Annotated in this window: 12 protein-coding genes; 5 read left to right on the top strand and 7 right to left on the bottom strand. The window is 68.3% G+C overall.

Annotated elements, in window-relative coordinates:
* Positions 1-5 precede the first annotated feature (5 nt).
* Together sbnB and ABGB10_RS20110 are read left to right on the top strand one after the other, a co-directional pair.
* Positions 6-989, top strand: a complete 984-nt coding sequence (sbnB, locus tag ABGB10_RS20115; RefSeq protein ID WP_347662393.1) for a 2,3-diaminopropionate biosynthesis protein SbnB — start codon at positions 6-8, stop codon at positions 987-989.
* Positions 990-1,006: 17 nt separating this feature from the next.
* Positions 1,007-2,176, top strand: a complete 1,170-nt coding sequence (locus ABGB10_RS20110) for a pyridoxal-phosphate dependent enzyme (protein ID WP_347662392.1) — start codon at positions 1,007-1,009, stop codon at positions 2,174-2,176.
* Between the two features lie 85 nt (positions 2,177-2,261).
* Here the strand turns inward: ABGB10_RS20110 and ABGB10_RS20105 are convergent, their stop codons facing one another.
* A complete protein-coding gene (locus ABGB10_RS20105) occupies positions 2,262-3,137 on the bottom strand; it encodes an alpha/beta hydrolase (RefSeq protein WP_347662391.1) in 876 nt (291 codons plus the stop codon).
* A 192-nt stretch (positions 3,138-3,329) separates the two neighbouring features.
* Between ABGB10_RS20105 and ABGB10_RS20100 the strand changes: the two genes are divergently transcribed.
* Positions 3,330-4,670: an extracellular solute-binding protein gene (locus ABGB10_RS20100; protein WP_347662390.1), complete on the top strand. Its 1,341-nt coding sequence runs from the start codon at positions 3,330-3,332 to the stop codon at positions 4,668-4,670.
* A gap of 33 nt (positions 4,671-4,703) precedes the next feature.
* A complete protein-coding gene (locus ABGB10_RS20095) occupies positions 4,704-5,579 on the top strand; it encodes a MaoC/PaaZ C-terminal domain-containing protein (RefSeq protein WP_347662389.1) in 876 nt (291 codons plus the stop codon).
* A 72-nt stretch (positions 5,580-5,651) separates the two neighbouring features.
* Here the strand turns inward: ABGB10_RS20095 and ABGB10_RS20090 are convergent, their stop codons facing one another.
* Positions 5,652-6,617, bottom strand: a complete 966-nt coding sequence (locus ABGB10_RS20090; protein ID WP_347662388.1) for a DUF1702 family protein — start codon at positions 6,615-6,617, stop codon at positions 5,652-5,654.
* Positions 6,618-6,878: 261 nt separating this feature from the next.
* Here ABGB10_RS20090 and ABGB10_RS20085 point away from each other — a divergent pair, with 261 nt between their 5' ends.
* Positions 6,879-7,685 carry an AfsR/SARP family transcriptional regulator gene (locus ABGB10_RS20085; RefSeq protein WP_347662387.1) on the top strand — a complete coding sequence of 269 codons (807 nt, stop codon included), beginning with the start codon at positions 6,879-6,881 and terminating at the stop codon, positions 7,683-7,685.
* 73 nt (positions 7,686-7,758) lie between these two features.
* On the opposite strand, the gene ABGB10_RS20080 is transcribed toward ABGB10_RS20085, so the two are convergent.
* The 5 genes from ABGB10_RS20080 to ABGB10_RS20060 form a co-directional block, all read right to left on the bottom strand.
* Positions 7,759-9,117, bottom strand: coding sequence for a cytochrome P450 (locus tag ABGB10_RS20080; RefSeq protein WP_347662386.1), 1,359 nt, complete (start codon positions 9,115-9,117; stop codon positions 7,759-7,761).
* Positions 9,114-9,587 carry an acyl-CoA thioesterase gene (locus tag ABGB10_RS20075; protein WP_347662385.1) on the bottom strand — a complete coding sequence of 158 codons (474 nt, stop codon included), beginning with the start codon at positions 9,585-9,587 and terminating at the stop codon, positions 9,114-9,116. The genes ABGB10_RS20080 and ABGB10_RS20075 overlap by 4 nt, the downstream gene beginning before the upstream one ends.
* A gap of 234 nt (positions 9,588-9,821) precedes the next feature.
* Entirely contained in the window at positions 9,822-10,430 is a 609-nt protein-coding gene (locus ABGB10_RS20070; protein WP_347662384.1) for a response regulator transcription factor, read from the bottom strand.
* A gap of 17 nt (positions 10,431-10,447) precedes the next feature.
* Complete coding sequence (locus tag ABGB10_RS20065) at positions 10,448-11,656, bottom strand: histidine kinase (RefSeq protein ID WP_347662383.1); 1,209 nt, start codon at positions 11,654-11,656, stop codon at positions 10,448-10,450.
* A gap of 274 nt (positions 11,657-11,930) precedes the next feature.
* A complete protein-coding gene (locus ABGB10_RS20060; protein ID WP_347662382.1) occupies positions 11,931-13,055 on the bottom strand; it encodes a branched-chain amino acid aminotransferase in 1,125 nt (374 codons plus the stop codon).
* Positions 13,056-14,486: the final 1,431 nt, after the last annotated feature.

Here is a 14,486-nt window from a genome sequence, read left to right as displayed (position 1 = left end):
TCCGAATGTTTCAGATCGTGCCGCACGCGGTCGCCGTCGATGCGCTGAGCGGCTCCCGTGACGCCGTCCTGACCGCGGTCAAGAAGGCGTATCTCGCCCATGACAGAGGTCAGACCGTCAACCCGTCCAGCCATTTCCTTCGTTTCCCGGACCGGCCGGCGGACCGCATCATCGCCCTGCCGGCGTACCTGGGCGGCGAGGTCGGGATGCCTGGGCTGAAATGGATCAGCAGCTTTCCCGGCAACCACGAACTCGGCCTGCCCAGAGCGTCAGCCGTGCTGCTGCTTAACGACGACCGGACGGGTCGACCCGTGGCGTGTCTCGAGTCGGCCCAGATCAGCGCCGTGCGTACCGCCGCGTCCGCAGCTCTGGCGGCGCGAGCTCTTCGACCCGGGAACGGTCCGGCCAGTGTCGGCTTCGTCGGTGCTGGCGTGATCGCGCGCACCATCGCTGACTTCCTCCATCACACAGGGCTGCCGGTGACCCATTTCTTGTGCCACGATCTCGTGCCCGAGCGGGCCCAGCAGTTCGTCGGTCACGGGGAGAAGCACTGGCCCGGGTCCGGCGGTGTCGCGGACCTGGATGCCACACTCGGCTGCGACGTGATCGTCTTCGCGACCACTGCGGGAAAGCCCTACCTGCCGGAGACCCTGCGTTTCGCACCGGGACAGACCGTCCTCAACATCTCGCTGCGCGACATCCACCCGCAGACCCTGCTCGCCGCACAGAACATCGTCGACGACGTGGAACACTGCCTGCGCGCGCAGACCTCACCCCATCTGGCCGAGGAGCTCTCCGGCGGACGTGACTTCGTCACGGGAACACTCGCCGACGTCCTGCTCGGCAGGTGCGAACTGCGAACGCGGGAACCGGTCGTGTTCTCGCCGTTCGGTCTCGGCGTCCTCGACATCGCACTCGGCGCCATCGTCCTTGACCACGCGAAGAGCGATTCGCGCACCGTCACGGTGGCGAACTTCTTCGAGGACTGACCCGCAAGGAGGCACCGGTGGGTGAGGCACGGCTGGAGTCCGGTGTGCACGGACACGAGACGTACACCTACGACTACGACAGGACGCTGCTGCCCGGCTCCGACTCCGGGGCCGGCATGTGGCGGTATCAGCGCCTGCTGCCACGCCCCGACGTGCCGACCCGGTACCCGCTACCGGTCGGCGGCACGCCGTTGCGTCCGGTGCGGGAGCTGCGGCAGCGGCTCGGACTGCCGGGGCTGTGGCTCAAGGACGAGACAGTGGGACCGAGCGCCTCCAACAAGGACCGGGCGACGGCTCTCGTGATCGACCAGGGACTGCGTGTCGGCGTCGGTGTCGTCTCGACGGCGTCGACCGGCAACGCCGCTCTGTCGACCGCCATCGGCGGCGCGGCCGCGGGAATGGCCGTCGTCATCTTCGTGCCCGCCGACTGCGCGCCGGCCAAGGTCGAGCTGATGACGGCGATGGGTGCGTACGTCTTCAGGGTCCGCGAGGGCTATCGGGCCGCGTTCGAGCTGTCCCGGCGCGCAGCGGCCCACTTCCACTGGCTGGACCGCTGCACCGGGCTGAATCCGCTGACCATCGAGGCCAAGAAGACGGCCTCCTTCGAGGTCTGGGAGCAGCTCGGCGACCGTACGCCGGATGTGGTGGTGCTGCCCGTCGGTGACGGTGTGACCTTGATCGGCGCAGCCAAGGGCTTCCGGGAACTGGTCGCCTGCGGCGCGCTGGAAAGGGTTCCCCGGGTGGTCGCGGTGCAGGCGCGAGACTGCGCGCCGCTGGCCGCGCAGTGGCATGGCGTCCAGGCGCCGGCGCGGTGGCGGGGCACGGTCGCCGACGGCATCGAGGTTCCCGAGCCGATGCTCGGCGACTGGGCCATCGACGAAGTTCGTCATTCCGGCGGCGACTTCGTCACCGTCAGCGACGCCAAGATCCTGGACGCGGTCGAGTTGCTGGCCGACGCGGCGCAGATCGCGACTGAGCCTGCCGGGGCCGCGGCGGTCGCGGGTCTGCGCCGGGCGTGCGCCGCAGGGCTGGTCGCTCCGGACGAGACGGTGGTCGCCTGGGTGACCGGCGCGAACCTGCCCGCCGCTCCGGTCGAGGTGGACCGGCCCGGCGCGGTCTTCACCATCTCGGCCGGGCTCGACGCGGTGGCCGCGGCGCTGGCCGGTACGTCAGTTCGGGTCACCTGAACCCGGCCAGGGCGCCTGCCGGATGGGAGTGGGGCGGCGGTCACCCGCCGCCCCACCGTCGAGGTTGACCCCGGCCGCGACCGGGCTATTTCCGCTCGGACAGCCACGCATGCGCCTCAGGCAGGCGCCTCTGCGCCAGCGTCCCGTGCCCGTCGTCGAACCACCGGGCGTCCGCTCCGGGAATCTGCCGGGCCAGCCATTCGCCGTGCGCGAACGGCACGAAGACGTCCCGTCGGCCGTACATGAGCAGGACCGGGGCAGCGACGTCGGCGAGGTCGAACCCCCACGGCCGTACCTGGGAGCCGCTGTCGTCCCACCATCCCTGGATGCCCGGCGCCAGGCCGGCGCTCCGGCAGGAGGACAGGAACTGGTGGTACCTGCCGAGGGTGACCGCGGCATCCTCCCGGGCGGGCGTCCACGCGTCGGCGTCGACCGCATCGTCCGCCGACGCGAGGAGGAACTCCTCCCGGTCCTGTTCCATCTTCTTCCGCGCCGCGTCCGGGTCGGTGAGGTACATGCGGGTGTCGTCGACGTCGTCCCGGTACATGTCGGCGAACCAGTCGAGGCCCTCGGCCTCGAACGGCGCCATCCCGGCCAGCACGACGGCGGCGGTCACCAGATCCGGCAGCAGGGCGGCGCACGCCAGCGCGGGCGGCCCACCGCCTGAGAACCCCCACGTCCCCAGGCGGTCGATGTCCAGCTCGGCGCAGATCGCGCGGACGTCGTCGGCGGTGTCGGCGACGGTGCGGCCCGGCCCTGGCGAGGAGTCACCGTAGCCCGGCCTGTCGTAACTGATCAGCCGCAGCCCTCGCGCGGCGGCGTCGCGCACCCACGGACCGTGGAAAGTGGCTCTCCGGGAACTCGGCGTGCCGTGGTGGGCGAGGATCGACCAGCCGGCGGGATCGCCCCACTCCTCGACGGCCAACAGCCGACCATCCGACGTCCGTACGGTGTGGCGCATCCTGCCTCCTTCGCGCTGGGTTCGAACAGCCGTAGCCATCAGAGCACGGTGGCGCGGAGCGGCAACCTTCACGATTGCCCGACCTCTGCCGGGGTGAGCAAAACCGAAGGCGCGGTCGACTGCGCCCCGCTGACACGATCGACTCACGCCTGCTCACCACCCCGCGCTGCCGGCATGGATGAAGGAGCTGACATGACGCAACAGCCGAAGACCAAGATCAATGTGTGGCTGACGGATCCGGCCAGCTGGGCAACCAACGAGGCGGACATCGCGGTCTCCGCTGCCTCTGAGTTCAACGAGGCGCACCCGGAGTACCAGGTCGAGATCAACCGACACGACTTCCGTACGATGCCCGCCGAGGTGGCGCGAGCGGCGGAGCACGGGGAGACGCCCGACATCGCGGAGTACCACTTCACCGCCACCCGCGCCGCCATGGACATGCTCGGGCCGGACGGGAACCCCCTGTTCACGCCCGTCGGGCGAGCCATCGCGGGGCGGAGCGAGATCCTCGGTGAGCGCGTCGTGCTCGACGACATGGTGCCCGCGGCGCGCGACTACTTCCGCTACCAGGGCGAGCTGATGGCCATCCCGCGTACGGCCTCCGGGATCGTGCTCTACGCCAACATGGACCTCCTCGCCAAGGCCGGCATCACCGAGCCGCCCCGAACCTGGCTCGAGGTCACGGCGGCCTGCGAGGCACTCGCCAAGCTGCCGGGGCCCACGCACGGCATCGCCTGGCCCAACTTCTACTGGGTCTTCCTCCAGTCGGTCGCCCAGCAGGGTGGACTGATCACGGATCGCGACAACGGTCGGTCCGGCCGCGCCGAGAAGGTGAACCTGGCCTCGGCCGAGATGATGAACTACGTCCGGTGGTGGCAAGGCCTCCACCGCGACGGCCACTACCTCTACACGGGCGAGCTCCTGGACTTCGCGGGCGGTTACGCCGCGTTCGAGGAGCAGCGGATCGGGCTCTTCCTCAGCTCCTCGGTGGACGCGTCGCACCTGTTGGACCGGGGTGAGCGGCACGGGTTCACCGTGGCGGTGAGCCCCATGCCCTACAACGACGATGTTCCCCTGGCCGGCAACATGATGGGCGGATTCGCGCTGTGGCTCGCCGCGGGCCTGAGCCAGGCGAAACAGGATGGTGCGCTGGCGTTCATCCAGTACCTGAACCGGCCGAGCAGCGCCGCGGAGTGGGCCAAACGCCACCACCGCATCCCGATCAGCAGGGCGGCGGTCGACGTCCTCCACGAGGAGGGCTGGTACCGCGACAACCCGCGTCTTCGCGTGGCCGGCGAACAGCTCGAGGCCGCGGACGGCTCGCCGGCGGCGCTGGGTCCTCTGCTCGGAGGGCAGGCGGGCATCATGGGCGAGATCACCAGCGCGATGCACGACGTCCTGACCAATGGCGCCGAGCCCCACGCCAGGTTCGCCGAGGCGACCCGACGGGCACAGCAGATCCTCGACGCCTACAACTCGTACTGCGACGGGCCTCCCCGCCGCACCCCCAATGACCTCGCCGTCAGCCTGTAGCCGACGCCCTGGCGTCACCGTCTGGAGGTCGTGATGTCGCTCGATCACAGTCTCGTCGGTGAACCGGGGGAACGGTGCGAGCGAACCTGGACCTCGAAGGACGCGCTGCTGTACGCCCTGGGCGTCGGCGCGGGTCTCGGCGATCCACTGCGTGATCTCCAGTTCACGACCGAGAACAGCGACGGCATCGCACAGAGGGTGCTGCCCACCTACGGCGTGGTGATCGCACAGATCCCACCGGCGCGCAGCATCGGTGACTTCGATCGCGCCCAACTGGTGATGGCCGAGCAGTACGTCGAGCTGCACCGGCCGCTACCGGTCAGCGGCACGGTGCTCACCTCGCCCACCGTCACCGGCATGTACGACAAGGGCTCGGGTGCGCTCGTCGAGTCCGAGAGCGTCGCGGTCGACCCCGCCACCGGCGAGCGTTACATCACCACCCGGTCAGGGATGTTCATCCGGGGCGAGGGCGGGTTCGGCGGCGACCGCGGCACCTCCGAGCCGTGGGAGCCGCCGAGCCGGGACCCGGACCACCAGGTGGTGGAGCGGACCAGGCCGGAGCAGGCACTGCTGTACCGGCTTTCCGGCGACCGGAACCCGCTGCACAGCGACCCGACATTCGCCGCACGCGGCGGCTTCAGCCGGCCGATCCTGCATGGTCCGTGCACCTTCGGCTTCACCGGGCGGATGCTGCTGCATCAACTGTGCGGCGCCGACCCGGCGAACTTCATCGCGATGTCGGGCAGGTTCACCGCCCCGGTCACCCCAGGCGACTCGTTGGTCGTCTCGATCTGGCGCGGTGCTGACGGCACCGCCTCGTTCCGGACAGCCAGGGGAGACGGGACCGTGGTCATCGACCGGGGTCGGTTCAGGTATCGCGCCTTGTCCTCGTACCAGGCCCCTTCGTAGGGCCGGCGGCCGGGCGGCGGTCTTCCACCAGACCGGCGGACCGGTGACAGCTCGGGTACGAGCTGTCACCGGTCACGCGTTGTCGAAGTGTGCCCGGATCCGTTGGCGCCACAGCTCGTAGGCGGGCACCGATCCAGGGGAGTGCACCGCCGTGGCGTCGGCGAGCGCGCCCGCCTTGTCCACGGTGAGACCGGCCAGGGTCTCGCAGGCCGCGGTGGTGTAGTCCGGCACCAGGCCAGCGTGGGTACGCGCCTTCACCGCGAACACCACGCCCAGTGCCAACTGCGCCCAGTGCTCGCCGGCGGCCCGCCGCAGGGCGGCCAGGCCCTCCGCGTCGCTTCCTCCGGCAAAGGTCGCGGCCAGCCCCACGCCGCTCCACAGGTCCGGCTGGCGGTGCTCGGCGAAACGCCCCACCGCGGCGGCGACATCGGGGGCGCGGCCACCACAGATGAACCACAGGGCCCGTCCGACTCCCTGATCGACGGCTCGAAGGAAATAGTCCGGCGAACCTTCCCAGGGATAGGGCTTCGGCACCTTCTGCGCATCGACCCAGCGCGGCGTCTCGAAATACGCGCGATCGAATCCGTACCCGTCGACAGCCAACCAGCTCATCGTCGGGTAATAGGGGTCGCCGGCGAGGTTGGGAACTGCCTTGTTCCACAACTTCCTGGGCAATCGTGCCATCGCGAAACCCATACCGATGTATGCGAGGAAAACATGGGGACGCCCGGGCCCGAGGAGCAGATCGCGGGTTCGGTGGCCACGTCCCATGGCGTCGAGAACGGTGAAGGCCATCGTCACCCCCTCGTAGGCGAATCCGCGCATCTCCTCGCTCACCAGATCCAGCCGGCGCTCGACCTCCCACTGGTCGCGGGCATCGATTCCCCACTCGAACCCGCAGATGACGGCCTGGGGCACAGCCTCCAGGTGCCGTACGCCGGGGGACGGTTCGCCCGGGAAGCCCCGTTTGGCGAAGGTCACGTCGGCGAGCTGAGGGCTCAGCATGAGCCTGCGCATCGAGCCGAAGACAGTTGGCATCTATCCACCTTCCGCGGGTGACACCGACGCGTCACCTCTCCATCGTGGCGTGAGGAATGCGGGCGCGCTTACTCTCGGTTGCTGTTCGTCGCCCGACTTCGTCACAGGATCGGCCATTGGTGGTCGCACGTTGCGATGTCATGTTTGTGGGGTGAGTTTTTCACCCTCCGGGTCGTGACCAGATCTCTGGGAGCTGGGGTTCCGCTCGAGGGACGATCGAGCAACCGAAAGTCATCCGGTGTCAACCCTTGGAGCTGAGAAATGAACAGGGAAAATGGGAAGGTCGTCTTCCAACTGCTGGGCCCGGTGTCCGCACACCTGAACCACCAGCCGGTGATGCCGAACGCGCCCAAGCAGCGCCAGATCCTGGTGCTGCTCGCGCTCAACGCCGGGCGGGTGGTCACCACACAGACACTCGTGGAGGAACTTTGGGGGGACCAGCCGCCACGCAGCTTCGCCACCACCCTGCAGACCTACATATTCCAGCTGAGGGCCAAGCTGGCGACGGCTGCCCGGGACCGGGACTGGCCGAGACGGCTGCTCGGCACCAGGCACTCCGGCTACCAGCTCGACGGGCAGCTGTGCGAGACCGACGTGGCGGAGTTCGACAACCTCGCACGCGCAGGTCGCAGAGCCGTGGATTCAGGAGACCCGAAAGGCAGCTCCGAACTGCTGGGTTGCGCACTGGCACTGTGGCGCGGGCCGGCCCTCGTGGACGTCCCGGTCGGCCGGATCCTGCGTGCGGAGGTCGGATCGCTCGAGGAGAACAGGATCGGCGTGCTGGAACGCCGGATCGAGGCCGACATCGACCTCGGCCGTCATGCGGACCTGTTGGGCGAGCTGACGATGCTGGTGGCCAAGCATCCGATGCACGAGAACTTCTACGCCTTGCTGATGGTCGCCTACTACCGCTCCGGGCGCGCCGGTAACGCGTTGGAGGCCTTCCGGCAGATACGGGCCGTACTCCGCGATGAACTGGGTGTGGAGCCGGGCCCGCGGCTACAGCGACTTCATCAGGCGATCCTGGCCGGCGCCCTGGACTTCGAGCCGGTTTGGCTCGCGTCGTAGCCCGAACCGCCCGGCGACCTCCGCCGTCACGTCGTGGCCCCGACGGTCGGTCGCCACGGAGACGCCGCAGCGGTCAGGCCCGCCTCACCCGCACCGGCAGGCCACCGCGGATCCGGAGCGACAGCATGGCCTCGGGCACCGGGTCGGTCGGCCCGGCAAACTCGAACCGGAAGCGGCGCGCGACCATGGCCGCGATGAGGGTCGCCTCGAGCATGCCGAGGTGGCTTCCCACGCAGACCCGGGGGCCCGCCCCGAAGGGTATGTAGGCGTACCGGTGGCCGACAGGCGGGGCGTCGGCCGCGAACCTCTCCGGCCGGAACTGGTCCGGCTCGTCCCAGAAGTCGCGGTGCCGATGCAGCGTGTAGGGGCTGATCATGATGTCCGCGCCGGCAGGGACCGGGTATCCGCCGATCTCGTCGGCGGCCAGGGCGACCCTCGGTAACCCCCACACCGCGGGATAGAGCCGCATCGTCTCCTGGATGACCATCGTGGTGTACGGCAGTTTGACCAGGTCGCTGTACTCCGGGGTGCGGTCGCCGAGGACCATGATCGCCTCGGCACGCAGTCGCTCGGCAGCCTGCGGATGCCGGCTGAGCAGGTACCAGGCCCAGGACAACGTGCTGGCCGTGGTCTCGTGCCCGGCCAGGAGCATCGTCACGATCTGGTCGCGCAGCCCACGCCAGCGGGCATCGGCGTCCTGCTCGCTCTCGCTGACGCGCAGCAGCACCGACATGAGGTCGGACCCGTCCGTGCCCGTGTCATGTCTGCGGGACTCGACGAGCGTTCGCACCGCGTCTTCGATCTGCCGCTTGGCGGCGCGGAAGCGGCGGTGGCGCGGAAGCGGCATCCACAACGGCAGCGCGCCCAGCGTGACCATCTCGAACATTGCCTGCTCCTGCGCGGCCTCGAACGCGGGCCCCAGGAAGCTCAGCGGACTCAGGTCGGCGTCGAGCAGGGTCCTGCCGAGCACATCCATCGTGAGCGCGGTCATCTCCTCGGCCACATCGACGACGTTTCCGGCCTGCGCCTCCAGGCGCTCGGTCAGCTGGGCGCCGGCGTCGGCCACCACGCCGGCGAAACCCGCGATGCGCTCCCGGCGGAAGGCGGGCGAGATGACGCGCCGCTGACCGCGCCACGTCTCGCCCTCGCTGGTGAGCAGGCCGTCGCCGAGAATCCGCCGTCGGGCTTCGGCCAGGCCCAGCCCTTTGTGATAGTTGGCGGCATTGTCGGTGAGCACATGCCTGGCGTGATCCGGATGGTTGAAGAAGTAGAGCGTCTTGGGCCCCATGGAGAACCGGACCACGTCGCCGTACTTGTCGGCCGCATCGGACAGCAGACCCAGCCGGTCACCCCACAGCTTGCGCAGCAACCCGGGCGTCGCCCACGGCGGTGGCCCCGGGAAGGTCCGTCGGCCATGCGCGGCGACACTCATGCCCTGCCTCCGGTGCCGGTGCCCCGGGGTTGCGTGGTGGGGGCAACCGCGAAGGCACTCAGCGCCGACGCGAGCTGCGGCGGTACCTGTGCCGGGGTGGCGGTACCGTTGGCACCACGCAGGCACGCCACGCGTTCGCGGCACCGAGCGATCAGATCCTCCACTCCCTCGCGTACCCGCACGACGTCGAAGGCGAAGCCGATCTGGGTCTGCGTCAGCTCCTTCAGCCGCATCCGGATCGACACCTCGTCGAAGGCAGAAACCTCGGCCAGGTGTTCGCACTCGGATTCGATCGGGCGCAGTTCCAGGTCGTCACTCAACTCGTCGAGCACGTCCGGAGCGTGTTCGAGCAGGAACATCTCGCGGCACCGGCCCTGCCAACGCGTGTAGTAGACGTTGTGGACGCTGCCAACGAGGTTCGTCTCCTCGAAGCCGACGACGTGCCGGTATTCGTAGTACTGCTTCCTCATGGCCGCCTCCGTCAGAGTCGCTTACGCAGCTCAAAGGAGCGGCAGCGCCGGCTCACCGGCTGTGCCGCAGGTTGTGCTGAACGTGGTTCTGCGTGCTGCGCCGCAGGCTGTTCCGCTGACCTGTGATCAGATTGCGGGAAGGTCGTACGCCGCTCCACCTCGGACCTTGCTCACAAAAACAGCAATCCACGATCACTCGGAGTTGCGGATTCCCGCCGGTCGACTGTCGGCGCCCTAGGGCAGCCAGCCCGAGTCGTAAGCCATCTTGACCGCTTCAACCCGGTTGCGGGCATGTAGTTTGGTGACGACCGTTGTGAGGTAGTTGCGGACGGTCCCGACCGACAGGTGCAGATTAGCGGCGATTTCGACCGGGTCCGCACCTCTGGCCGTCATCCGCAGCACCTCGTGCTCCCGTGTGGACAGCGGGTTCTGGCCGCAGTCCCAAGCGGACAGGGCCAGCTGCGGGTCGATCACCCGGCGGCCCAGGGCGATGGCACGAATGGCGTTGGCCAGGTCCTCCGGCGGAGAGTCCTTCAGCAGAAAGCCGGACACCTGGGCGGTGAGCGCGCGGCTGACCGTTCCGGACCGTCCCAGGTTCGTGAGGATGAGGGTGCGACAGCAGGGCAGTTCGGTCCTGAGCTGTGCTGCCGCCGACAGGCCGTCCAGACCCGGGAGGTCGACGTCGAGGACCGCGACATCGGGCCGGCAGTCCAGCGCCGTGGAGACGATGTCCGTGCCGTTGTCGACGGCCGCGACCACCCTCAGGTCCCGCTCCAGTTCGATGAGGGCTACCAGCGCCCCGCGGACCATGGCGACGTCCTCGGCGAGCAGGATCCGCAGCACGCGCAACTCCCCTCAATTCACGCGGCCGGCGCATGCCGGGCCGACGACGAGCTGCATCCGACGCGATGTATCCGGGTGCCCAGGGCCGCGTCAGCCTTGACGGCGACCTCGGCGAGCACGTGGAATCGGCCGTCACCGCATACCGACGCGCTCAATGTCCCGCCGACCGCCTGCAGGCGGAAGGCGAGGTTCTCCAACCCGCCGCCGTCGCGATAGGTGGTTGCGGTCCGCGGAACCCCGTCGTTCGCGACGGAGAGTGTCACGTGTTCATCGCTCTGTTCGAGAGTGATCCAGCAGTTACGCGCACTGCTGTGGCGCAGGATGTTCGTGGTCAGCTCACGCAGAAGCATGGCGAGGACCGAGTCCACCTTGTCGGGCAGGACTCCGCAGTTCACCTCGACCCGCGCCGTGACGTTGGCGCTGGCGAACAGCGAGGCCACAGCCGCCGCCTCCTGGGCCAGTGAGATGTTGCGGTACCCGTCGGCCACCTGCCGTACCTCGGCGGCGGCCTGCCGTGCCATGGCGACCACGTCGCGCATCTCGTCGCTGGCCGTGGCCGGGTCGCTCTTCGTGAGCCGTCCGGCCAACTCGGCCCGAAGCGTGATCGCGGCCAGGCTGTAGCCGAGCAGATCGTGCAGGTCCCGGGCGAAGCGCATCCGCTCTCTGACCACGGCGAGTTGTACCGCCTCGGTGTGCCTGCCCTGCACCTGCTTGATCATCATGTTGAGGCGGCACATGCCATAGATGGTCAGGCCGATGGCCATGCTGGCGATGGCGATCGTGCCGGCGTACCGCACTCCGGGCCCTATCGTCACGGCGGCCGCGAACGTGCTCATGACCACGGTGGTGAACAGCGCCCATGCGGCTCGACCGGGAACCACGAGCAGCACCGACGCTGCGAGGAATCCCCCCGTGCCGGGCCAGACCGCGCCGACGGCCAGCATCGGCAGGTAGGTGGTGAGAGCCTCGACGGCCAACAGCCCCATCCGCGGCCACGGTGGGCCCGCAGCTGTCACTTTGATGTGACGGGTCTGCAGGACTGCCAGGGTGGTGACCGCGACCAGACTGACGGCCACCCGCCGCGACGGCATGGGTGCGATCAGGATTGCGCTGATCTGTACCGCAAGCAGCACGCCCAGAATCACCAGCCGCAGACGTGCCACCCCCGGCACTGCGTCTTCGCGTTGAGCCTCCTCGGCCGACGGCATGGAACTGATCAGCTTCATGGCATCTGTGATGTCATTCGGAAACCCCCGAAACCAGGTCTTCGTGGAAGGTTCAGTGGCCCATTCCTCGATGAAGGCGCTGTGGGCCTGCGGCGACGCGACCGGACCGATGGCGTACCCGGGCCGGCGCCTCAGCTGTCGGAGCAGGTCTCGTTGCCGCAGCGCGCTGGTGGTGGCCCACGGTCAAGCCGGATCGGCGGACTGCCGATGGGCCGCCAGACGCGTGCGGAGAGACACCTCTCCTGTCGGAGCCCGACAGGAGAGTCCCTCACCGTCAGCACACGATGCGCGTCCAGCCCAGGTCATCGGGGATGCGGCCGTACTGGATGCCGAGCAGTTCGTCACGAAGTCGCATGGTCACGGGACCAGGGCGACCGTCGCCGATCGTCCACTCGTCGCTCGCCCCGCGTACGCGTCCGACCGGTGCGATGACCGCCGCCGTGCCGCAGGCGAAGACCTCGGTGATCTGGCCAGCCTCGCACTGTTTGCGCCACTGCTGCACGTTGATGCGCCCCTCGCTGCGGCCGAGGCCGAGCCGCCCGCTCAGCTGGAGCAGCGAATCCCGCGTCACCCCCGGCAGGAGGGTGCCGGTCAGCGCGGGGGTCATGAGGGAGGCAGGTTCGTCGGCCGCGGATTGTTGGACGAAGCAGAGGTTCATCCCACCCATCTCCTCGACCCATGTGCGCTCGACCGCGTCCAGCCAGACAACCTGGTCGCAGCCTTGGTCCACCGCCTCTCGCTGGGCGAGGAAGGCGGCGGCGTAGTTGCCGCCGGCCTTCGCGGCGCCGGTCCCGCCGGACGCGGCGCGCGTGTACTCCTGCGACAGCCACACGGTCAGTGCGGGCGGGCCGGTCCGGGTGCTGAAATAGGCGGACGCCGGGCAGGCGATCACGCAGAACAGGTAGCTGCGGGACGGGAGGGTGAACCCCAGCGTGGGCTCGGTCGCGATCATGAAGGGGCGAAGGTAGAGGCTGGTGCCCGCACCGTGCGGCACCCACTGTCGGTCCTGCCGGACCAGCAGCTCGATGGCTCTCACGAAGGTTTCCACCGGGATCTCCGGCATCGCCAGTCGCCGGGCGGAGGCGTTGAACCGGGCGGCGTTGCGCTCCGGGCGGAACAGCGCGATCGACCCGCCCTGCTGGCGGTACGCCTTCATGCCTTCGAAGATCTCTTGCCCATAGTGGAAGACGGATGCCGACGGTGGCAGAGCGATGCTCTGGAACTCTTCGAGGCGTCCGTCGTGCCACCCGCGCTCGGCGTCCCAGCGCAGGGTGATCATGTGGTCGGTGAACACCTTACCGAAGACCGGTGCGTTGAGCACCGCCTGCCGGTCGGTGTGGGACAAGGGATTACGGTTTGGACGCACGTCGAAATCTAGTATGACTACTGCCCTCCCCATGGCATGTGATGTGTGTTTTGGCGGCTATTTCTGTTACTGATCAGTTGCCAGTAATTTATTCGACACAAACGACTTCTCGTCGTCGAGAAAACCGTAGGCCGGTCGGCGTCTCAGCACGAGACCCGACAATTTACCTTCACCTGGACAAGTGCGCCAGGTAGTGCTCCTTGCGACGGGAAGGTCCGATATGCACTGATCGCCTCCCTCTCCTGGGTTCAGGGGTCGTATCGAACTACCTCGACATCCATCCTAGATCGAGTGGCGTTCTTGCGTCGAGTCCCGCCGATTGGACCTCGATCGGCCACCACCTCCTGCTCCTCGGCTAAGCACCAGGTCAGGGCACAGCTCAAGATTTTCTTCGACCCTCAGGTGAGACGATCGGCACCGGTTCGGGATGGAGTCGGTTTCCGCGCCTCCAGCTGGAAGAGGGCGTGTCCGATCGCTCGATGCCCCTGCCGACCGGGGCAATTATCGATATCTGGACGATTTCTTCCAGCGCAACATAGGAGAGGTAATTTCCGCGCCGGGCGGTGTTCACTCAAAGTCTTCGAATCTCTGGCCGGCCGGGCGGCATGAATTTCTATTATCCCGACGCGTCGACGCGTTGACGACGCCGATCTTCCGCCATTTTCCTGCCCCGAAGGAGGCGGAGCGTGGGCACTGAGATCCTGAGGCGCACAACTGCTGGCCGAACCGTTCGTCGCACGGCGTTCGTCTCGGGTGGCCCGCCTCGCTCCGGTGCCACGACGCTGTCTCGCCACGCCACCATCGGGACCGCCTGAAGAGCGTCGACCCCCCCGTCAGGCGGCGCGTCGGTCAAAGGGATCAGTCGGTATTCGATCATCGCGTCGATCGTGTTCCCAAGGGGACGGACGAGATTGAGTTCGGTGCACGTGACTCGCCGACGGGCAGGCTCCGTGGCGTCATCGACGCGTCCGAAATTTTCACCGTGGGCCGGAGGGCGGGGGTGCGTGCTGACCGGCGGAGGATGGGTCGACGTCTGGTCTGCGCGAGGGCGGGCTTGACGGGGGCGGCCAGGAGTCGAGGTCGTCGTTGCGAGCCAGGAATCGGTCCTCGCCGGAAGCGGTGATCGGCGTACTGGCCGAGCGTTCGACATCGATACAGGTGCACCGATGATGAACACCGGGTAAATGAGTCAGTAGCTCCGGCAGGTCATTGGTGAAAGGCGTCCGACCTTCGGGTCCGGATGGTGCCCACTGAGCCCGTTGATCAGCGACACCTGCGTCGGCGCGGGCCCCGTTCAGTCGGTGCTGAAGTCGTTCGACGGGCACCGGCGCGGCGTGGACCTGGCCGTCGGCCCGCGCCCCGTCGTCGAGAGTCGCCGATGGGAATGCTGGAGTCCTTCGGCACCTCAAGCGGCCACTGCCTGCGCAGGCCGGCGAGAAGGTCAAACCGCATCAGGTGCGGGAC

The sequence above is a fragment of the Micromonospora sp. B9E7 genome, assembly GCF_039871815.1.
GTDB lineage: Bacteria > Actinomycetota > Actinomycetes > Mycobacteriales > Micromonosporaceae > Micromonospora.
Note: the sequence above shows the minus strand (reverse complement) of the source record. Positions and strands in the feature narration are given on the sequence as shown.

Bases quoted from the DNA above. Each gene is read 5' to 3' on its own strand.
- sbnB (WP_347662393.1), top strand. From the start codon at position 6: ATGTTTCAGATCGTGCCGCACGCGGTCGCCGTCGATGCGCTGAGCGGC.
- ABGB10_RS20105 (WP_347662391.1), bottom strand. From the start codon at position 3,137: ATGCGCCACACCGTACGGACGTCGGATGGTCGGCTGTTGGCCGTCGAG.
- ABGB10_RS20100 (WP_347662390.1), top strand. From the start codon at position 3,330: ATGACGCAACAGCCGAAGACCAAGATCAATGTGTGGCTGACGGATCCG.
- ABGB10_RS20095 (WP_347662389.1), top strand. From the start codon at position 4,704: ATGTCGCTCGATCACAGTCTCGTCGGTGAACCGGGGGAACGGTGCGAG.
- ABGB10_RS20090 (WP_347662388.1), bottom strand. From the start codon at position 6,617: ATGCCAACTGTCTTCGGCTCGATGCGCAGGCTCATGCTGAGCCCTCAG.
- ABGB10_RS20085 (WP_347662387.1), top strand. From the start codon at position 6,879: ATGAACAGGGAAAATGGGAAGGTCGTCTTCCAACTGCTGGGCCCGGTG.
- ABGB10_RS20080 (WP_347662386.1), bottom strand. From the start codon at position 9,117: ATGAGTGTCGCCGCGCATGGCCGACGGACCTTCCCGGGGCCACCGCCG.
- ABGB10_RS20075 (WP_347662385.1), bottom strand. From the start codon at position 9,587: ATGAGGAAGCAGTACTACGAATACCGGCACGTCGTCGGCTTCGAGGAG.
- ABGB10_RS20065 (WP_347662383.1), bottom strand. From the start codon at position 11,656: ATGAAGCTGATCAGTTCCATGCCGTCGGCCGAGGAGGCTCAACGCGAA.
- ABGB10_RS20060 (WP_347662382.1), bottom strand. From the start codon at position 13,055: ATGGGGAGGGCAGTAGTCATACTAGATTTCGACGTGCGTCCAAACCGT.